Source organism: Streptosporangium sp. 'caverna' (assembly GCF_003203775.1).
Classification (GTDB): domain Bacteria; phylum Actinomycetota; class Actinomycetes; order Streptosporangiales; family Streptosporangiaceae; genus Streptosporangium; species Streptosporangium subroseum.
Genome location: NZ_CP029711.1, coordinates 9419766 through 9440086, shown reverse-complemented (window position 1 = coordinate 9440086; position 20321 = coordinate 9419766). Strand labels below are relative to the sequence as shown.

The following is a 20321-nucleotide window of genomic DNA, read 5'->3' as shown; positions in this document are numbered from 1 at the left end:
CGTCCGCGGCGGGGTCACCGCGTGCTGAACCCGATCCAGCTCGCGGCCAAGCTGGGGATCCTGCCACCCACTCCCGAGCAGGCCGACGTGATCGAGGCCGGTCTCGAACCGATGGTCGTGGTGGCCGGGGCAGGGTCGGGCAAGAGCGAGACCATGGCCGGGCGGGTCGTCTGGCTGGTCGCCAACGGCCTGGTCCGTCCTGAGCAGGTGCTCGGCCTGACCTTCACCAGGAAGGCCGCCGGAGAGCTCGCCATCCGTGTCCGCGAGCGGCTCAACGGCCTCGTCGCCGCGAATCAGGTCCCCGCCGAGCTGATGGAGGGCGAGCCGACCATCTCGACTTACCACGCCTACGCGGCCCGGCTGGTCACCGACCACGCCCTGCGCGAGGCGCTGGAGCCGACCATGCGCCTGGTCACCCCGGCCGTCTCCTGGCAGCTCGCCGGGCGGGTGGTCAGCGCCTACGACGGGCCGATGGAGCAGATCGAATGGGGTCCGGCCACCGTCACCCGGGCGGTGCTGGAGCTGGCGGGGGAGCTGGCCGAGCACCTGCGCTCCCCGCAGGACGTCCGGGAGGTCGGGGCCTGGCTCGCCCAGCGGTACGGCGAGCTGCCCGGCACGCCCGTCAAGGACCAGCGCAGGCCGCTGGCCACCCAGCGGGCCAGGGAGCAGCTGCTGCCGCTGGTCGAGGCCTACAGCCGGCTCAAGCGCAGCCGCGAGGTCGTGGACCACGGAGACCAGATGGCGCTGGCCGCCCGCATCGCGGCCAAGCACGCCGAGGTCGGCGAGATCGAGCGGGGACGGTTCGCCGTCGTCCTCCTGGACGAATATCAGGACACCAGCCACGCCCAGCTCGTGCTGCTCCGCGCGCTGTTCGGCGGCGGCCATCCGGTGACCGCCGTGGGCGACCCCTGCCAGTCCATCTACGGCTGGCGCGGAGCCTCGGCGGGCAACCTCACCCGGTTCCCCCGCGACTTCAGGACCGCCGCCGGAGAGCCGGCTCCGGTCCGCCGCCTCTCGGTCAGCTTCCGCAACGGCGACGCCGTACTGGACGTCGCCGCCCGGCTGCAGATCCCGCTCCGGATGGAGGCCAGGGAGGTGCCGGTGCTCGTGCCGGGCGGCAACCGGATCGAGCGCGGCCGGGTGGTGTGCGCCTTCCACGAGACCGCAGACGACGAGGCGGAGTGGATCGCCGCAGGGATCGCCAAGGTGCTGGGCGCCGAGACCGCACCCGACGGCATGCCGTGGGGCGAGGGCGAGCGCAAGAAGGCCAAGCAGAGCGCGTGGGGCGGCCCGCAGTGCGTGCAGCCCCACGACGTGGCGATCCTGGCCAGGAAGCGCTCGCAGTTTCCCGCGCTGCGCAAGGCGCTGGAGAACCGGGGGATCCCGGTCGAGGTGGTCGGGCTGGGCGGCCTGCTCGCCGTGCCCGAGGTCTCCGACATCGTCTCCACCCTGCGCGCGCTCTACGACCCGACCGCGGGAGACGCTCTGGTCCGGCTGCTCTCCGGACCGCGGTGGCGGATCGGCCCCGCCGACCTCAAGGAGCTGGGTGAGCGGGCGCGCGAGCTGAACCGGGAGACCAGGGACGGCGCGTCGCCGGTGGCCGACCCGCTGGACCAGGTCGTGGCGGACATGGCCGAGGAGCGCGGCAGCCTGATCGACGCCCTCGACGAACTGCCCGACCGCCCCGAGTGGCAGGACCTGTTCTCGCCCCTGGCGCGCGTGCGGCTGGTCGCCATGGCCCAGGAGCTGCGGATCCTGCGTGCCCACACCGGTCAGCCCCTCCCCGACCTGATCCTCGAGATCGAGCGCAGGCTCAATCTCGACATCGAGGTGGCGGCGCGGGGGACGGCCATCGGCGCCTTCGCCGCCCGCGCGGACCTGGACGCCTTCCTGGACGCCGCCGCCCGGTTCGCGGGCGACTCGGAGGACCCCACGCTGGGCGCCTTCCTGGCGTTCCTGAAGGCGGCGGACGAGGAGGAGAACGGCCTGGACGCCGGGCGGGTGGGAGAGAGCAACAGCGTGAAGCTGATGACCATCCACGCCTCCAAGGGCCTGGAGTGGCCGGTCGTCGTGGTGCCCGGCATGTCGCAGGCGCTGTCGAAGGCCGGCACGCTCACGGTCGGCACGGTGTTCCCCGCCCGCGCGGCGGCCAGTCCCAAGTGGACGGAGAACCCGCGCAAACTGCCCTACCAGCTCCGCGGAGACGCCTCCGACCTGCCCGGACTGGCCGGGCTGGCCAAGGAGGAACTGGCCGATTTCGACGAGCGCTGCCGTGACCGCGACCTGATGGAGGAGCGCCGCCTCGCCTACGTGGCCGTCACCCGGGCGCACTACCTCCTGATCGCCTCCGGTTACCGGTGGGGCAGCGCGGCCAAACCGCTGGAGCCCTCCGACTTCCTGGTGGAGACCCGCGACACCTGCGGCCGCGTGGCCTTCTGGGCCCCGGAGGCGGAGGAGGGCGCCACCAACCCCCTCCTCACCGAGCCCGCCGAGTCCACCTGGCCCGTCACGCCGGACGGTCTCCGGTACGGGGCCGTCCTCGACGGCGCCACCATGGTCGAATCCGCTCTCGCCGCACTCGCCGGTGCCGCGCCGATCTCCCCCGCCGGGCGGAGCCATCCGGCCGGTTTTGATCCGGAGAGGGAGGACGTTCCTTTCCCGGAGGCTCCGGATGACGAGGACGTCCCCTTTCCGGAGGTCCCGGACGACGAGGACATCCCCTTTCCCGAGGCTCCGGACGACGAGGACGGCCCCGTATTCGAGGAGCCCGACGACTTCCAGGACCTTCAGGACTCCCGGGACCCCGCGAATCTGCGGGAAGGCCAGGATCCGGAGGGCATTCGGGAACCCCGGGAGCTCCGGGCCTCTGAGAATCTCCCGGATCCCCAGGCCTCGGAGCGCCCCCGGGACTCCGGGGATCCCCAGGGCTTCGAGGACTTCGGAAAAGCCCGGGACCACGGGGAGCCGGGACCGGTGCTCCCCGCGCGGCGGGGCGATCCGGCCGGTTCCGAGTACGAGCGCGAGTTCGAGGAGCCCGAGAATGAGCGCGCCGCGGCCTTCCCGGAGCTACGGGGATGGGACAGGGAGCGGGCCAAGGCCTGGGAGCGCGACACCGAGCTCCTGCTGAGAGAACGGGAGATGAATCGGCGGCGCGGTAGCGGGCGGGTGGAGCTTCCCACTCACCTGACCGTCTCGTCGCTCGTCACGCTGGCCTCCGACCCCAAGGCCCTGGCCCGGCAGATCCGCCGTCCCGTGCCCAAGAAGCCCACCCCCCTGGCCCGCCGGGGGACGTCCTTCCACCGCTGGCTGGAGTCCCGCTGGGGGCAGCAGCGGTTGATGGACGAGTTCGAGCTGCCCGGCGCGTCCGACGACTTCGAGGAGACCGACGCGCATCTCGACGAGCTGCGCGACCGGTTCGAGGAGAGTGAGTGGGCGGGCAGGGAACCTCTGGACGTCGAGGTCCCGTTCGAGACGATGATCGCCGACCGGTTGATCCGGGGCCGGATGGACGCGGTGTTCCAGGTCTCGGAAGACCGCTACGAGGTGGTCGACTGGAAGACCGGCCGGCGCCCCAACGGCAAGAAGGCCGAGGCCGCCGCCTCCGTCCAGCTTGCCGCCTATCGCCTGGCATGGTCCCATCTGGCCGCCATCCCCCTGGACCATGTGAGCGCGGCATTCCACTACGTTCGCCTCAACGAGACGGTTCGGCCCGTTAACCTTCTCGACGAGCGTGGCCTTATCGCGCTCGTCGAGTCGGTGCCCGCACTGGGCTGAACCGGGGCGTCCGGTTGTCGTCTCCGGGGCCGCGGCACGGGCCGCCCGCATGAAATCGGACGTGACTTCGTCCGGCTTCCAGCACGGGCGGGACATGCTCTGGGCCTATAACGCTCGGCGTTAAATGACCCCACTCCATCTTGCTTTGGGAGAGGGCGGCATTGAAGGCGAGTAGATTAGTGGAGCAGTCGGATCCAGCCGTCACTGTTGCACGAGGGCGTCGGGTCCCTCTCTGCCCGCATGGAATTGCAATGACAGAGGGAGCGCCTCAGGGAGACTAAGCCCCTTTGGCCCGAAGCACCTGGCGGAACCGCTAAGGTATCGCCAACACCTAAACATCATTTGGAGAACGATCATGGCCAAGCGGATCGTGGAGTCTTTTGTAGATGACCTAGACGGTAGCGAGGCAGAGGGAACCATTGCCTTTGCCATCGAAGGCTCGTCCTACGAGATCGATCTCTCAGGCTCGAACGCAGACAAGCTGCGCGCGGCGCTCGCACCGTTCATCAACGCTGCTCGTCCGGTCCGCCAGGAGCGACCGGGGCGTGGTCGTAAGCTCAACGTCTCCGGCCGGGCGCTCGAGCGCGAGAAGAGCAGCGCGATTCGTACGTGGGCGAAGGACCAGGGTCTGAACGTCAGCGAGCGCGGCCGGATTGCGGCGAAGATCGTCGAGCAGTACGAAGCGGCCAACTAGGTAAGTCCTCTTACCGAGCTCGGCTGTAAAAGCCCCCTCCTCCGGATCTCTCCGGAGGAGGGGGCTTTTTTCGTTGCCCGAAGGAGCGGCGGACAACGGGTCCGATCTGCGCGGGCGCGTCGTGGCAATTGCGAATGCCAACGGAAACATGGAAAGGCGCGCAGGGGAGCGGACGTCCGGCAGAAGGCAATCTCCATGCCTGCCGGGCCGTCGGGTCAATGATCGACAGGCGCGCACCCGTCGATGATTGAATTCGCCTTACCCGTGATGAATGCGAGAGAATCCTCATTTCTGTCGCATGCGTGATGAGTAAGAAGAGTGTCTCCAAGGTCGGGGGTTCAAAATCGGCGACGGATTGCCTCGAGGTTTTCATTCATTGTCCAAGAAGGGAACGGACGCCGTGCCGCCGTATGGAGCCGTTCCGGCGGAGAGTTTTTCGCCGGAAGCGTGTGGCGGCGGAAGGGCCGGTTCCCGGGCAATTCGCGGAGAGGCCTGCCAAGCGGATCCGTGAACGGACCGTCGCCGGAGCCGTCGGCGCCAGGGTCGGATGTCACTCGCGGACCGTGACCGGGTTGAGAAGTCGCCATCGTGGTTTGCGCAGCGCCTCATCCGGGAACATCAAGATCGTTTTGATGACGTCAAGGCGACGACCGCGGCGACAATCGCCGTGAACGGGTCGGAAATGCGGATATATCGATAAGAAGCGTCAACCATCATGGCCTCCGTTTCTCCGGCTTGCGCACATGGTCGCGCCAGGTATTCGCGATTGTCGGGGACTCACTCCGATTTCGCCGCCGCCTGCCGATGGCGTAGGCCGTTACTCGCGACATTCGCCATTCGGAACGCGGTGGGAGTGAGATGCCCGAGCCGTACCGGCCACCTGAAACGCGGCGACGGCCGGGAGTGGCCGTCCGGGCAGCCCGGGGCCGGTCTCGTGTAAGTGACCCAAGGTGCGGTGATCGGCGCAGGAATAAGGACACCCTGACTGAAAAAGCGCCGAGGCACGCCCTCGGCGCCGGCCTTGCGATGTGCTCCGTCTCATCCCCGGGGAGAAACGCCGACCGGTTCGGGAGGGGCGTCATCAAAGGAGCCGTTCATCGGAGTTCCATATCGCCGATGGAATTCTCCGTCTGCCATCCGGGCGCCGCTCGCTCACGTATAACCTCCGACGGCCGTAGCCCGGCGGCGATCTCCTGACCGGAGGTCGCCCCGCCACCTCTGTGATCTTGGCCAAGGCGAGGGAGAGGTCCGCCCGGTCGGTATCGGATCCGGCTCTTCTGGGGCGTCCGTTACCGAACGGCCGGTGAACCGGCGATGAAGTTCTCTCTGTCCGCCTTCGGGATCGGCCCTGAAGGGGGTTTTGCTGGCTTATGCTCCCCAGAGTCGCTTTTGTGCTCATCTGACGGGAGTTTCCCGGTGACACGTCCCGCTTGGCCATCCGCCGCCCGCCGGGCGCTCCTCGCCGCGATCGTCCTCCTCCCCCTGACCGGTTGCACGAGCGATCCCGCTCCGGCAGCCTCGCCCTCCACGGCGGAAGCCGCACCGCCCGCCGCGGAAAGCGTGATGGGCATCGCGCGGAGCGTGTGCGGCACAAGCTGGACCGGGCACGGCGGGGACAGGACGTTCCTGGTCAAGAACACGGACACGGTCACCACCGACGTCGAGCTCGTCGACCCGGGCACCGGGGCGGTCTACGCGGAGGTGGAGTCGCTGGCGCCGGGCACCACCAGACCCCTGCGCGTCCGGCTGGGGCACGGTGCCTACGCCCTCCGCTGCCTGCCGGAGGGCGTGAACATGCTGACCGGCCCAACCACGCGGATCACCGACGGACCACAGGACGGCACCCCGGCCGTCCTGCCGGTGGACGACCAGGATCTGACCGGCGCGGTGAGCCGATACCGGAAAGGCGTGACCGCCGGGCTGGCCGTTCTGGCCGATGACGTCGCCGCCCTGCGCCGGGCGTTGCACCGCGGCGACCGGGCCGACGCCCGGACCGCGTGGTTGACCGCACACCTGGGATACGAACGGCTGGGCGCCGCGTACGGGACCTTCGACGAGTTCGCCGACATGATCGACGGCCTGCCGGACAGCCTGCCGGGCGGTGTGTACGACAAGGACTTCTCGGGTTTTTACCGCATCGAGTACGGACTCTGGCACGGCGAGACGCCCTCGTCGCTGGCTCCGGAAGGCGACCGGCTCGCCTCCGACGTCGCGAAGTTGCGGCACGACTTCCCCGACCAGCGGACCGATCCCATGGACCTGCCGCTGCGCGCCCACGAGATCCTGGAGGACACCCTCCAGTCCCAGCTGACCGGCACCGCCGACCAGGGCAGCGGGACCGGCCTGGCCACGGCCGAGGCGAACCTCGACGGCACGCAGGCCGTACTGGACGCGATCGCGCCGATCATGCGGAGCCGGTACGCGGGCTGGGATCAGGTGGGCGTCTGGATGGGACGCGCCCGGCGGTTGCTGAAAGACGCACGTCGGCCCGGCGGCGGATGGACTCCCGTCGCCTCGCTGAAGACGATCGATCGCCGGCGGCTGGACGGCACGATCGGCGCACTGCTGGAGGAACTCGCCCCGATCGCGTCGATCGGTGAGACCCGGAGGACATCATGACGGACCGGCGGACGTTCATGCGCGGAGCGCTGGGTGTGGGCGTGGCGGGCGCCGTGCTCGCCGGGGCGCCGTCCGGTCGCGCGACCCCGGCCCCGGCCGTTGATCCGGTGGTGGCCTTCCACGGCGCGCACCAGGCCGGCATCACCACCCCTCAGCAGCGGAACGCCACGCTGGTGGCCTTCGACGTGCTCGCCGCCGACCGGCGGGAGCTGACCGACCTGCTGCGGACCCTGACCGAGCGGGCCAGGTTTCTCACCTCGGGCGGCACCCCGCCCGAGGTGGGAATCGGCGCACCGCCGACGGACTCCGGGGTCCTCGGTCCCACGGTGCCGGCGGACGGGCTGACCGTGACCGTCGGGGTGGGCGCGTCCCTGTTCGACGGCAGGTACGGCCTGGCAGACCGCAAGCCGGCCGGGTTGACCCCCATGCGCGAATTTCCCAACGACCACCTCGACGAAGCGCGGTGCCACGGGGACCTGAGCCTGCAGCTGTGCGCCGACAACTGGGACACCGTGTCGCACGCCCTGCGGGACATCGCCAAGCACACCAGGGGCGGGATGCAGGTGCGCTGGCGGATCGACGGCTTCGTCTCCCCGCCCAGGCCCTCCGGCACGCCGCGCAACCTGATGGGCTTCAAGGACGGCACGTCCAACCTCGACGTCTCCGACGCCGCGCTGATGGACCGGCTGGTCTGGCTGCCCGAAGGCGGCAGCTACCAGGTGATCCGGATCATCCGGATACTGGCCGAGTTCTGGGACAGGGTCTCCATCCTGGAGCAGGAGAACATGATCGGCAGGCGCCGGGACACCGGGGCGCCCCTGGACGGCGACCACGAGCTCGACGTGCCCAACTTCGCCGCCGATCCGGTCGGCACCTCGATTCCGCTGACCAGTCACATTCGCCGGGCCAATCCACGCGTCCCCCAGACGGACGGCAGCCGCATCCTGCGCAGGCCGTACAACTACGACCTCGGTGTCGACTCGGTCGGCGACCTCGACATGGGCCTCGTCTTCGTCTGCTACCAGCGGGATCTCGCGGCACAGTTCGAGGCGGTGCAGACCAGGCTGGCAGACGAGCCACTGGTCGACTACATCCAGCCCGTCGGTGGGGGCTACTTCCTGGTCCTGCCCGGGGTGCGCGATGCCGGCGACTATTTCGGCCGGACATTGGTGGGCTGATGTGGACGGACCGTTAACTCAGTGTTTGGCCTGGCGTCATGATTCCGTGGTGGCCGTTGCCCTGCCGCTCCGAAAGATTGACGAGTGCACCTAAACCACTCATTTACGGAAGAAGGCGACATGGGCATGAAGTCCCATAGCCGGATCAGAAGGACCCAGGTACTCGCGGTGGCGGCGACGGTCGCGGCCCTGGCGATGGCGACGGTGGCGGCGAGCCCCGGATGGGCCGACCACGGAGCGGCGTCCAAGCCCGCCGACCACTCCAGCCGCACCTCGACGCCGATCAAGCACCTCGTCGTCCTCTTCGACGAGAACGTCTCGTTCGACCACTACTTCGGCACGTACCCCCAGGCCGCCAACACCGACGGCACGACGTTCAAGGCCGTGAAGGGGACCCCCAAGGTCGACGGCCTGAGCAAGAAGCTCCTCACGAAGAACCCGAACCAGTTCAACCCCAAGCGCCTGGCCCCGTCGCAGGCCCTGTCCTGCGACATGGACCACGACTACGGCCACGAGCAGCTCGCCTACAACGGCGGCAAGGCCGACAAGTTCGTCGAGAACACCGGGCGTGACAAGTGCACGGGCCAGCCGGTCATCTTCGGCGAGCCCGGCCTGGTCATGGACTACTACGACGGCAACACCGTCACCGGTCTGTGGAACTACGCCCAGAACTACGCGATGAGCGACAACTCCTTCAACACGGGATTCGGGCCGTCCACCCCGGGAGCGCTCAACCTGATCTCCGGGCAGACCCACGGCGTGTACGCGGTGAACCCGGTCACGCACGAGAAGGTCACCGACGCCTACACGGTCGCCTCGCCGAACGCCAAGGGCGTGGGAACGGTCATCAACGACCCGGACCCCGCGTTCGACGACTGCTCGGACACCAACCACACCTCCACCAACGCCCTTGCCGTGATGAAGGGCAAGAACATCGGTGACCTCCTCAACGACCAGAAGGTGACCTGGGGCTGGTTCCAGGGCGGCTTCACGCCGACCGGCACCGCCAACGGCTACGCGGTCTGCGGGGCCACCCACCAGAACATCGGCGGCAACTCCGTGGTCGACTACAGCCCGCACCACAACCCGTTCGCCTACTACGAGTCCACCAGCAACCCCAAGCACCTGCCGCCGTCCTCGGTCGCCAAGATCGGTCAGACCGACCAGGCCAACCACCAGTACGACCTGACCGACTTCCACAAGGCGGTCAAGGCGGGCAACCTCCCCGCGGTCAGCTTCCTCAAGGCGGGCGAGTACCAGGACGGCCACGCCGGTTACTCCGACCCGCTCGACGAGCAGCACTTCCTGGTCGACACCATCAACGAGCTGCAGCGGTCGAAGGACTGGAGCTCCACGGCGGTCGTCATCGCCTATGACGACTCCGACGGTTGGTACGACCACGCCAAGCCTCCCATTTTCAACGGCTCCGCCGACCCGGCCCACGACGTGGCGGCGCTGTGCGGCACCGCCTCGGCGGCCGGCGGCTACGCCGACCGCTGCGGCATGGGCCCCCGCCTCCCGATGCTGGTCATCAGCCCGTACAGCAAGACCAACTACGTCGACCACACCCGGACCGACCAGACCTCGATCCTCAAGTTCGTCGAGGACAACTGGGGCACCGGCCGTATCGGTGACTCCTCCTTCGACGCCCACGCCAAGCCGCTGACCGGAATGCTCGACTTCCGCCACGGCCCCAACAAGAAGCCGGTACTGCTCAACCCGACCTCGGGCGCGGTAACCCGTAGCTAACGGTCACCCGTAGCCAATCCCGGCCGTTGCGCCCGCTGTCCGATCGGATGGCGGGCGCAACGGCGAGCAACCTGCCGCCTCCTTCGCGTCCCGATCCGGTCACTTCAGGTGACTCTCCGCTGTGGACGACGAGAGTATGACTCAATACCCTCACGAGTATGACCAAGCGGATCACGATCTCCCTGCCGGACGATCTCGCCGACGAAGCGCAGGAGTCCGGCAATGCCTCGGGCTATATCGCCGACGCTCTGCGGGAGCGGCGCCGCATCAAGGACGGCATGGCGGCTCTGGAGCAGCTGTGGGGCCCGGACTGGCAGGAGGGCATCACCGACGCGGACAGGGCGCGCGCGAACCGCCTGTTCGGCTCCTCCCGGGATGTCGCGTGACATCAGGGACCGAAGGAGTGACCGGTCATGTCCTCGATCTTGACGCGATTTACCACCTGCTCGACGCGCGGAGTAATTACGGCCGTGAGATCGTCCGCCAGTCGGTGCTGCGCAACACCACGCTTCTTCTTCCGGCGGTAGCCGCGCAGTGTGTGGCCGGCTTCCGGTCCCGCCAGGCCGAGGCACTGTTCTCGGTGCCGGTGGTGACGATCGGGGGCCTAACGGCCGCCGAGGTGACGAACGCGGCCCGGTTCGGCCCGAAGATGGCGGCGAACCTGGAGCAGTACACACCAGGACTGGCGATGAAGTCCGAGATTGTGACGATCCTTGCCGCCGCCCATGCCGTGCTCCTGGCCGAAGCGCGCGGAGGCTTGCGGATCATCACCCCTGTGCCGCACCTGTATGACGACGTCGCCGATGTCCGGCTGGAGATCCTGCCCTGAGCGGTTTTCTTTCGCCAGGCGGTTGAGAAGCACCGTCCGGGACGCGGCAGGGCGGGGAGGCCGGCGGTCTGCGGCGGAGACGGGTTGACGCTCATCCTGCCGTCGCCTGGTGATGGATGTTCTCCCCCGGTTGAGAGACCTCCGTGCATGCCGGGATCAGCCGATGGGCAGGCTGAGCTCGATGTACTGACCAGCGGACGTTTTAAGATCGGAGACGCCGAAGTGATATCTGCGGTACCGGTGAGGGATCGAGTCTCAGGATTGGCCTCCACGGCGGAGCTGCCCGCTTACGTCTACGACCTGGTCGAGCTGGACGCCCACCTGGCGGCTGTGCGAGCGGCGCTGGGCGACGTCGAGCTCTACTACGCGGTGAAGGCCAACCCCGATCCCGAGCTGTTGCGGGCGCTCTCCCCGTACGTCGACGGCTGGGAGGTGGCCTCGGGCGGAGAGCTGGCCCACGTGCGCGAGCTCTTCCCGGACGCTTCGATCGCGCTGGGCGGACCCGGCAAGACGGAGAAGGAACTGCTCAGCGAGGTCACCCGGCTGCACGTCGAGAGCCCCGGTGAGCTGCGGCGGCTCCTGGCGTCGGGACATCGGGCGGACGTGTTGCTCCGGGTCAACCTGGACGTGCCGATCGAGGGCGCCTCGCTGGCCATGGGCGGTGGCGCGACGCCGTTCGGCATGGATCCGGAGGGGATCGCCGAGTGCGTGGCCATGCTGGAAGACCAGGAGACGGTACGGCTGTGCGGGATCCACGCGCATCTGGCCAGCGGCCTCGACGCCGCGCGGTTGCTGGTGCTGGCCGAAGCCGTCCTGACCTATGCCCGGGGGCTGGGCGTCACCGAGATCAACCTCGGCGGGGGCATGGCCGTGTCCTACGCCGACCCTGACGACCGGTTCGACTGGCGCTCGTACGGCGAGGGCCTGGCGAGGCTGCGCCGTCCCGGCGAGGTGCTGCGCATCGAGCCGGGACGTTCGCTGACGGTCTACTGCGGGCGGTACGTGACCCAGGTGATCGACGTGAAGCGCGTGCACGGCGAGCTGTTCGCGGTGGTCGCCGGAGGCACCCACCACCTCCGGACCCCCGCCACGAAGGGGCACGACCAGCCGCTGGTCATGGGGGCTCCGGGCGAGCCGGTCACGATCGTCGGCCAGCTCTGCACCCCCAAGGACATCCTCGCCAGGAAGGTCCCCACACGGCTGGAGGTGGGGGACGTCGTGGAGTTCACGATGGCCGGCGCCTACGCCTGGAACATCTCTCACCACGACTTCCTGATGCATCCGAAACCAAGCTTCCACTACTTGACCGCGAGCTGAGAGCCGAGATCATCACCCGGCAAGGCATCGGCCACCGCCACATCCGGCTGCTTCGGCGAGCCGATGGCCACGACTGACCGCTCACCCGGAAGCGCGTCACCGTGCCGCGTTTCCCTCCCCGCCCGAAGGCGAGGGTTTCCACGCCGGAGGCAATTGGTGATGAAGGGCCCCGAGTTCTCGGGGCCCTTCATCATGAACGGGTGGACGGTCCGTCCGGGATCAGGAGAGCACCGCCAGGGGGTTGGCCACCAGCACGTACCCGGCCGAACGGTCGGCCGACCGTGCCCACCGGACCGACAGGTTGGCCTTGGCGGGCAGCGGCACCCCGGCCAGCAGGTCGGACAGCGGTCGCGGCCATCCCCTGGACTCCGCGTATCCGGCCAGCACCTCCCCGGCCACCATCCACAGCTCCCGTGTCGGCCCCTGCCCCGCGAGAGAGGCCGCGATCTCGGCGAGGTGGTTGACCATCAGGCAGTAGACCACCCGGTTCCAGCCGGCGGCAGGGTCGTAGGTGAGCGCCTCGGCGACCCGTTCCGGCAGCCCGGACAGGTCGTGACGGCCGGCGACGAGTTTGGTGCCCTCCATGTCGCGGAAGACGGCCTCCACCGGCAGCCCCGCCGCGTCCACGCCGATCAGGACGTTCTGCAGGTGGGGTTCCAGCACCACGCCGTGGCTGAGGTAGGCGTCGAGCACCGGCAGGGCGACGTGCTCGACATAGGCACGCCACCAGCGCACCGGCTCGGCCGGAAGCTCGGCGGAGACGGCCAGCGCTCCGCTCAGCAGGGGGGTCACGCCCGGATGGCAGACCGACCACGGGCTGGTACGGATGATCACACCCAGTCCCTCCAGGAGACGGGTGCCCAGGTCGGCGGAGCGGTAGCCGGGTTCGGGAAGCCAGCGGGTGCCGGGGAACTCGACCGCGAGATCCTCGAACACCGGTCCGAGGCGTCTGGTCAGCTCGACCGCGCCCGCCAGCTCGTACCAGGAGTTCTTCCGGACGCAGTTGGTGATCCGCACGTCCAGGCTGAACTTCAGGCACCGGTCGATCTGCGGCTCGTAGACCGTCCTGACCGAGGAGGTGGGGATCGCCGTACGGGCGCCGTCGCCCAGATCGACCAGCCGCCCGTCGGCCAGCGGCGCGGCCAGCTCCGCCGCGAGCAGGTCGAGTTGCCATGGGTGCGCGGGGAGCAGCGAATAGCCGCGAGGCGCCCGGCCGAGGGCGTCGAGCGGGCCGGTGTCGCCCGCCTGGGCCAGCACGTCGTCCCTCACCCCGAGCAGCCGCAGCGGGAAACCGGCGTGCGCCTCGGGGGCGTAGCGCAGCCAGTCCGCGCCGCCGCGTGCCTTCGGACTGGGATGGAACGGATGCCCGAAGACCAGCGCCTGCTCGGAGGCCAGCCACGGATCGGCCGGAGGATCGGCGTCCCGCCGGACCGCCAGCAGCGTCGCCATGACCTCCCTGCTCGCGGCCACCTGCGCCGCGAACTCGTCGTTGACCCCGCCCGATCCGATCTGATCGAACTCGTTTTCCGCGGGCCTGGTCTCACCCAGTCTGGTTTCCGCGAGCCGGGTCCCACCGGGTCTGTTTTCTGTGGGTTCAGCCGTGCCGAATCCCGTCCCGCCGAGTCCGGAGCCGGTATCGCCAGGCCCGATACCCCCGGTCTCGCCAGGTTCGGTTCCCGCCGGTACGGCCCCGCCGAGTTCGAGCTCCACAAGCCGGACGAGCAGGTCGGCGGAGAGCGGCTGCCAGGCCCCGGCCTCCAGCCATTCGGCCGGTCCCTCGAAGCGCAGCGCGAGCCCGCCGTACGTGCGGACCCGCAGAAGGGTGTCCGCGACGCGCAGCAGCACGTACGGCTCGGCGTGCCAGACCTGCCCGCGAGGCCCGGACACCTCCCTCACACAGCAGCGCAGCAGTGCCGCCAGTGACGCCTCCTCGGCGACGGCGGCGGGAGAGTCGAGCGCGAGGCTGGTCATGTCGTCCTCTGCATGGTCACGGTCTGGACGGCCTGGGGCGGCTGGCGGAGATAGTTGGGACCGCTGGTGCCGTAGAACTTGTTCACGTCGCGCGCACCGGTGCGCGCCTTGTCGACCAGCGTTCCCGCGGTGATCATCGACTTGCCGACGAGCCGGGCGGCGTCGAGGGTTCTGGCTCGCAGCAGCCGGGCCATCGGATCCTCCCCGTACTCCTCCAGCGCGTCGGAGAGCGCGTCGCGGATCAGCCGGGCGGCCTGCGGGGACGGCAGCGCGCCGAAGGTCACCGCGGCGGCGGCCAGATGCAGGGTGATGGTCACGAACACGTCGGCGAGGGCGTGGGGATCGTCGGTCAGCATCCGTCCGTCGGCGAAGTCGGGCACCGCGACGCCCGCGCTCCTCAGCCGGTCCGGCGAGGTCAGCAGCCCGTCGTTGTCCTTGACCAGCAGCTTGGCGGGACCGTTTCCGAACAGGAGCGAGAGGTTCTGCTGATGGGCCTCCAGCGCCGTGCCGTACCGGACGAAGAGCCGCACGTGGAACCCGAACAGCAGCCGCAGGTACCACCCGAGCAGTCGCGTCACGTCCCCGCCGTACCAGCGCCCGGCGAGCTCCTCCACGACGGATCCGCCGCCGGGCAGGGGCGCGAGCAGCGCGGCCACCGGGACGGCCTCTCCCGCCGGATGGCGGCGCAGGAGCCAGCCCAGATACTCGTGTCCCGCGTGCCCGTAGGTCTGCTCGTCGGCGAGGACCACCCCCGGATCGGGCATCTCGCGCAGCAGCAGCTCGGCCCGCGCCCCGTCGGCGAGCGTGTCGGGCTTGATCGACCTCCGGTTGCGCAGCCCGAGCGTGCTGGTGGTCAGCGGCAGCTTCAGGTGCGTGCCGGGGAAGATCTCGACCGTGCGCATCGACAGTGTGGGTCTGACCTCCAGGTACGGCTCGGGCCCCATGATCGCCCACGGGATCTCCTCGACCGCGGGGACCGTCAGCGGATGCACGGGGAACAGCACGTGCGTCTCCGCGAGGCGCTCGTCCAGCCCGACCGCGGCGAACCCCGGAGCCTCCGGCATCTCCGCCCCCGCCTGCCGCTCCCGGGGCACCGCGGCCCAGCGCAGCTCGAAGGCGGGAGCGAACTCCGGCGCGTAGGCCGTCAGCTCCTCGTCGGAGAGCCCGATCCGGCACCGGGCCGTCGGGTACACCGGATGATCGACGAAGGCGGCCAGCGTCTCGTAGCGCACGGTGCCGTGCCCCACGCCCGACACCGGCCGAAGGGCGCCGGATGCCTGGCTCGGCACGATGCCCGAGCCCTGGCTCGGCACGAGGTCGGGTGCCTGGCTTGGGCCAGTGCCTGAGCCCTGGCTCGGCACGGCGCCGGATGCCTGGCTTGGGCCAGTGCCCGAACCCTGGCTCGGCACGGCGCCGGGAGCCCGGCTCCGTACGGTGCCCGAGCCCTGGTTCGGCACGATGCCGGATGCCCGGCTTGGCACGGCGCTTGAGCTCTGGCTCGGCCCGGTGCCGGACGCCCGGCTCCGCACGGCGCCGAGCCGTTCCGGTGGCCGGGAGGACTCGGCGCCCAGCCGGGCGAGCACCTCCTCGCGGTGGGCGTCGTGGAGGTCGAGGGAGCGCAGCGCCTCCAGGCACTCCTGGACGAAGGCCTCGACGCCGGGGGCGTCCGTCGGGGCTGAGACCTCCCGCAACGTGTGCAGGACCTCCTCCAGGCGGAGCGCCTCCTCCGGGGCCACCACGAAGTCCTGGAACAGCGAGCCCGGCGTCAGCCGTACCCGGCGCCCCCGGGGCAGGACGAGCGCCACGCCGTCCTTGCTCCGGGTCACCCGCGCCGTCAGGCCGCCGTAGTCCTCGCGCAGGAGCGCGTTCAGAACACGGGCGGCGAGGTACGGTTCCCGACCGCTCACGGTGCCTCTCCCGATCATGCGATCACCCACGGGTTGCCGGCGGTGAAGGCCGTGAGGGCCGCGTCCACGCTTGCCCGGTCGGGTCCGATCGCGCGAACGATGCCCATGTAGTCGCGGTTGGTATTGCTCTGATCGATCCGGTCGCCTACGGCGCGCAACGGCCGGTGCCACAACCGGATCCGGTCCCCGGCGGCGGGAACGATCGTCCCCGGAGCCTCCACCACGGTCCCCGAGCGGTCGGCGATCAGGCTCAGCACGGTCCCGTGTCCTCCGGCCGCACCGGGGCCGCCCGGCTCCGTGCCGAGTTTGCCTGGGCGGCCCGGCCTCATGGCGGGCGTGCCCGGATCACCTGTTTTCGCGCGGAGGATGCCGGGCTCGCCCGGCTCCGCGCCGGGCTTGCTTGGACCGCCCGGCTTCATGCCAGGCTCGCCCTGCTCCGTACCGGGCTTGCTTGGACCGTCCGGTCTCATGGCGAGCATGCCAGGCTCGCCCTGCTCCGTACCGGGCTTGCTTGGACCGTCCGGTCTCATGGCGAGCATGCCGGGTGTGCCGCGGTCGCTCAGTTTCGCGCCGAGGTGGACGCCCAGGATGCGCTCGAACAGCGGAACGCCCAGCAGGTCCGCGACGAGGAAGTCGCAGTGGTCACCGATCACCCGGTAGTTGACCTCGATGATCCGCGGCCCGGCCGAGGTCATCGCGTACTCCGTGTGGCAGGCCCCGAACCCCGCCCCCAGCGCGTCCAGCGCCCGCAGCACGTGCTCGCTCCCCGGAGGCGGCTCCCAGTCGAGCCGCTCCTCCACGAAGTACGGCAGCGGCCCGAGCCTGGTCCGGAAGCCGCCGAGGACCTGGGTCCTCTCGCCGTCGCCGAGCGTCTCCAGCGTGTGCAGGGGGCCGTCGAGGTACTCCTCCACGACCAGCGCCTCGTCGGGGCGCCGGTCCCGGATCGCCCGTACGGCCGCCGCGAGCTCGCCCGCGTCGCGCACCAGCACGACGTCCTCGCTGGCCACGCCCTCGCGCGGCTTCACCACCGCGGGAAAGGGCAGGTCCCGCGGCACGGGGTCGCCGGCCGCCAGCCGTACGGCACGCACGACCTCGACCCCGGCCGCCGCCAGCCGCCGCCGGGTGAGTGCCTTGTTCTTGGTGGTGGCGCAGGCTCTCCAGTCCTTGCCCGGCAGGCCGAAGTATTCGGCGGCCAGGGCTGTCTCGGCCTGGAGGTGATCGGAGTTGGAGAAGATCGCGTCCGGTGCGTGGTGGTGCGCGATGACGTCGATCACCGCGCGGGCGTCACGCACGTCGCAGCCGAGCACCTCGGTCCCGGCGTGCCGGTGGTGCTCCGGCCGGTCGGTGAGGATCGTGACGTCACAGCCCAGCTCGTGTGCCGCCGGAAGGAATCCGTCCGTGACCGAGTCGGTCGGTTTGAGCGCTGTGAGGTACAGCCGCAATGCAGGACCCCCGATATCAGGTAAGGCTAACCTAACTCGAGGTATCCTAGCCGTCGAGGATCATCGTGCGTGCGTGATTGCGTAATCACCGTACAAGTCCTCCTCCTTATGGCGTTGAAGACCTCTCATCCGGCAGGAGGGCCGCCGAGATCGGAGGACGCGCGGAAGTGCCTCTCTCCTGCGGCATAAACTGTTCACCGGTTTGGGGAGGCGGGACGGCGTGGAGATCACGACGCAAGAAGAACTACTGGGACCGCTGCTGCTCGCGCGCAGCACCATCGATCGTTCGGCACTGTTCCGGGGTGACGCCGAGTGGCTCAAACGGGCGTGGGAGGACGGTGCGACCCGGGTCCTGGTCGTCGACGACGGCAAGGCGCTGGTCCGGCGGAGCGGTGAGGACGTCGCGCTGACGCTGCTGCCCACGGCCGACGCACCCGAGGGGGAGCGCTACCTGCTCGGCGTGGACGCCGAGGGTGTCGCCTACTTCGCCGTGACGGCCCCGCTGCCGGGTGTCGTCCACACCTCCGCCCCGGGCCGGATCGTCGCCCCGCGCGCCGCCTCCTCGCTGGCGGAGGAGGAGATCGTCGCGGTGGGGCTGCGCGAGGTGGGTTCGCTGCTGGGAGACCGGGACGCGGGGCTGATGGTCTACGCGGTCGCCCTGGAGGCGTGGCACTCCACCCACGAGTTCTGCCCGCGCTGCGGGAGCCGTACGGAGGTCCGGTCGGGCGGGCACGTCCGCGTCTGTCCCAAGGACGGCAGCCAGCACTTCCCCCGGGTCGATCCGGCGGTGATCATGCTGATCCACGACGACCAGGACCGGTGCCTGCTGGCCAGGGGGCCGCAGTGGCCCGAGGGGCGGCTGTCGGTGCTGGCCGGGTTCGTGGAGCCGGGCGAGTCGCTGGAGCACGCCGTGGCGCGTGAGGTGGCCGAGGAGGTCGGCGTCAGCATCGCCGAACCGCACTATCTGGGCAGCCAGCCCTGGCCGTTCCCCCGCAGCCTGATGCTCGGCTTCTTCGCGCGGGCCACGTCGACCGAGTTCGTGCTCGATCCCGAGGAGATCGCCGAGGCGCGCTGGTTCAGCCGCGCCGAGCTGCTGGCCGCGATGGAGAGCGGCGAGGTGCGCCTGCCGTCCGAGGTCTCGATCGCCCGCAGGCTGATCGAGACCTGGTACGGAAAGCCGTTGATCGGCGACTGGTGATCGGCACGGCCCGTCTCGGCCGTCGATGACGGTGGCGGGCACGCGCCGAACGAGGTCGCCGGCGAAGGCCGCCGCAGCTCCACGGCTGCTCCAGCGGCCGGGTACGGTCGCCGAAACTCCGGCACGACGGAGCCCCGCGTCCAACAGGACCGGGGCTCGCCGTGTGAGGGAGCGCGGTTACGCGCTGACGCCTGCCAGGAGGCGTTTGACCTCGATCACCGAGGGGTTGGTCCTGACGACTCGACCGGTCGGGGAGTCCATCACGACGGTGGGCACGACCTGGTTGCCGTTGTTGACACTCATGACAAATTGGGCCGCGTCGGGGTTCCGCTCGATGTCGATCTCCTCGTAGGAGATGCCCTCGCGGGTGAGCTGGCTCTTCAGCCGCTTGCAGGGACCGCACCAGGTGGTGGTGTATACAGTCAGCGCCATTTTGTTAAATGTCCCCTCATGTGATGTCCGGCGCTCATTGGCAACAAAGTGAGAGCCGTTCATCTTCCCGGGGGCTCAACAAGCTTATCTGGTGGGCCCGAGAAGCCTGTCGCCGATCCACTCCTGGACCTCCTCCGCCAGGCCGGGCATCCGGTAGAGGGGAGCGCTGTGCCCGGTGCCCGGTTCGGTCAGCACCGTCATGTCCACGCCGACCTGGCGCAGGCGTGACTTGAGCTGGAGGCTGTGCTCCACCGACACGAACTCGTCCTCCGAGTGCGCGGTCAGCACGGGCACGTCGCGGCGGCTCGCGTGCAGGGGCACCTCCATGCTGGCCCAGATCTTGGGGCACTTGCCGGGCCCGCAGCCCCCGGCGAGTTTGATGGCCGCGGTGCGCAGCTTGCGCTTGTTCGCATCCGGGCTCTCGGCGCCTTCGGTGTAGGCCGTCATCGGCGAGATCACCGGGGAGATGCCGACCACGCCGCGCAGGCCGGGCAGGCCGTCCTTGTAGGTTCCCACGGCGGTGGACAGGTGGCCTCCCGCGGAGAAGCCGACGACCACGTAGTTGTTCGGGTCGAAGCCCCACAGGGGCGCATGCCTGCGCGCGGTGGCGATGGCGTCGAGCGTGTCGGTGCGCTGGGCCGGCCAGGGGGCGTCGGTGGAGAGGCGGTAGTTGATGTTGAAGACCGTGTAGCCCAGCTCGGCGTAACTCTGGCTCACCGCGGTCATGAGCTTCTTGTCCCCTGAGGACCACCAGCCACCGTGGATCACGAAGACGCCGGGTCGCGTCAGACCATCGGACTGGTACCAGACATCCATCCGCTGGCGGACGTGCGAGCCGTACGAGATGGTTTTGATGTCGGTGCCGTGGACGAGTGGATCAGGCGCGACGACCGGGGGCGGCGGCGGGGTCGGCGGGGATGTCGGGTCGCCCTTGGCGGGCTTCTTCGCCGTCGAGGTGGCGCTCGTGTGCGAAGGCGTCGAAGACGCGTGCGCAGCCGGGGACGCGTGCACCGTCGCGGATCCGATCACCAATGTCGCCAGAGCAAGCGCACTCACGGTCACCGCAGTTCGCACAGGTTCTTCCTTCCCCGAGCCAATTCGTTCCCCATTGTGGGGGAAACAGGCATGGTTGTGCATCTCGGCGAACGACATCGACGAACGGCGGCATGATGCCAGAATGGGCGATGCTCTGCCAGTGGCTGGGAGGATGT

14 protein-coding genes are annotated in these 20321 nt (G+C 69.6%); 9 read left to right on the top strand and 5 right to left on the bottom strand.

Features of this window, described 5'->3' with window-relative positions:
* The first annotated feature begins 21 nt into the window (after positions 1-21).
* The 8 genes from DKM19_RS40545 (at position 22) to DKM19_RS40510 (ending at position 12160) form a co-directional block, all read left to right on the top strand.
* A complete protein-coding gene (locus DKM19_RS40545) occupies positions 22-3774 on the top strand; it encodes a UvrD-helicase domain-containing protein (RefSeq protein WP_110703448.1) in 3753 nt (1250 codons plus the stop codon).
* Positions 3775-4129: 355 nt separating this feature from the next.
* Complete coding sequence (locus DKM19_RS40540) at positions 4130-4468, top strand: Lsr2 family protein (protein WP_089212165.1); 339 nt, start codon at positions 4130-4132, stop codon at positions 4466-4468.
* 1416 nt (positions 4469-5884) lie between these two features.
* A complete protein-coding gene (locus tag DKM19_RS40535) occupies positions 5885-7087 on the top strand; it encodes an EfeM/EfeO family lipoprotein (RefSeq protein ID WP_162642122.1) in 1203 nt (400 codons plus the stop codon).
* On the top strand, positions 7084-8265 hold the full coding sequence (gene efeB / locus DKM19_RS40530; protein ID WP_110703442.1) for an iron uptake transporter deferrochelatase/peroxidase subunit: 1182 nt from the start codon (positions 7084-7086) through the stop codon (positions 8263-8265). The genes DKM19_RS40535 and efeB overlap by 4 nt, the downstream gene beginning before the upstream one ends.
* A gap of 126 nt (positions 8266-8391) precedes the next feature.
* Positions 8392-10014 carry a phospholipase C gene (locus DKM19_RS40525; RefSeq protein ID WP_110706335.1) on the top strand — a complete coding sequence of 541 codons (1623 nt, stop codon included), beginning with the start codon at positions 8392-8394 and terminating at the stop codon, positions 10012-10014.
* A 158-nt stretch (positions 10015-10172) separates the two neighbouring features.
* Positions 10173-10400 (top strand): hypothetical protein, encoded by a 228-nt coding sequence (locus DKM19_RS40520; protein WP_110703439.1) that lies wholly within the window; start codon positions 10173-10175, stop codon positions 10398-10400.
* 17 nt (positions 10401-10417) lie between these two features.
* A complete protein-coding gene (locus tag DKM19_RS40515; RefSeq protein ID WP_110703435.1) occupies positions 10418-10843 on the top strand; it encodes a hypothetical protein in 426 nt (141 codons plus the stop codon).
* 261 nt (positions 10844-11104) lie between these two features.
* Positions 11105-12160 carry an alanine racemase gene (locus DKM19_RS40510; protein WP_239513855.1) on the top strand — a complete coding sequence of 352 codons (1056 nt, stop codon included), beginning with the start codon at positions 11105-11107 and terminating at the stop codon, positions 12158-12160.
* Positions 12161-12379: 219 nt separating this feature from the next.
* Here DKM19_RS40510 and DKM19_RS40505 read toward each other — a convergent pair whose 3' ends face one another.
* From DKM19_RS40505 to DKM19_RS40480, 3 genes are read right to left on the bottom strand one after another with little or no spacing between them, the layout of a single operon-like run.
* Positions 12380-14131, bottom strand: a complete 1752-nt coding sequence (locus DKM19_RS40505; RefSeq protein ID WP_239513854.1) for an IucA/IucC family siderophore biosynthesis protein — start codon at positions 14129-14131, stop codon at positions 12380-12382.
* Entirely contained in the window at positions 14128-16038 is a 1911-nt protein-coding gene (locus DKM19_RS52835) for an IucA/IucC family protein (RefSeq protein WP_305000276.1), read from the bottom strand. The genes DKM19_RS40505 and DKM19_RS52835 overlap by 4 nt, the downstream gene beginning before the upstream one ends.
* 14 nt (positions 16039-16052) lie before the next feature.
* Entirely contained in the window at positions 16053-17480 is a 1428-nt protein-coding gene (locus tag DKM19_RS40480) for a siderophore biosynthesis protein (RefSeq protein ID WP_204358446.1), read from the bottom strand.
* 220 nt (positions 17481-17700) lie between these two features.
* Here DKM19_RS40480 and nudC point away from each other — a divergent pair, with 220 nt between their 5' ends.
* Positions 17701-18678, top strand: a complete 978-nt coding sequence (gene nudC / locus DKM19_RS40475) for an NAD(+) diphosphatase (RefSeq protein WP_110703429.1) — start codon at positions 17701-17703, stop codon at positions 18676-18678.
* Between the two features lie 177 nt (positions 18679-18855).
* On the opposite strand, the gene DKM19_RS40470 is transcribed toward nudC, so the two are convergent.
* Positions 18856-19110, bottom strand: coding sequence for a mycoredoxin (locus tag DKM19_RS40470; RefSeq protein ID WP_089212158.1), 255 nt, complete (start codon positions 19108-19110; stop codon positions 18856-18858).
* An 84-nt stretch (positions 19111-19194) separates the two neighbouring features.
* Complete coding sequence (locus DKM19_RS40465; RefSeq protein WP_110703426.1) at positions 19195-20184, bottom strand: alpha/beta hydrolase; 990 nt, start codon at positions 20182-20184, stop codon at positions 19195-19197.
* Positions 20185-20321 lie beyond the last annotated feature (137 nt).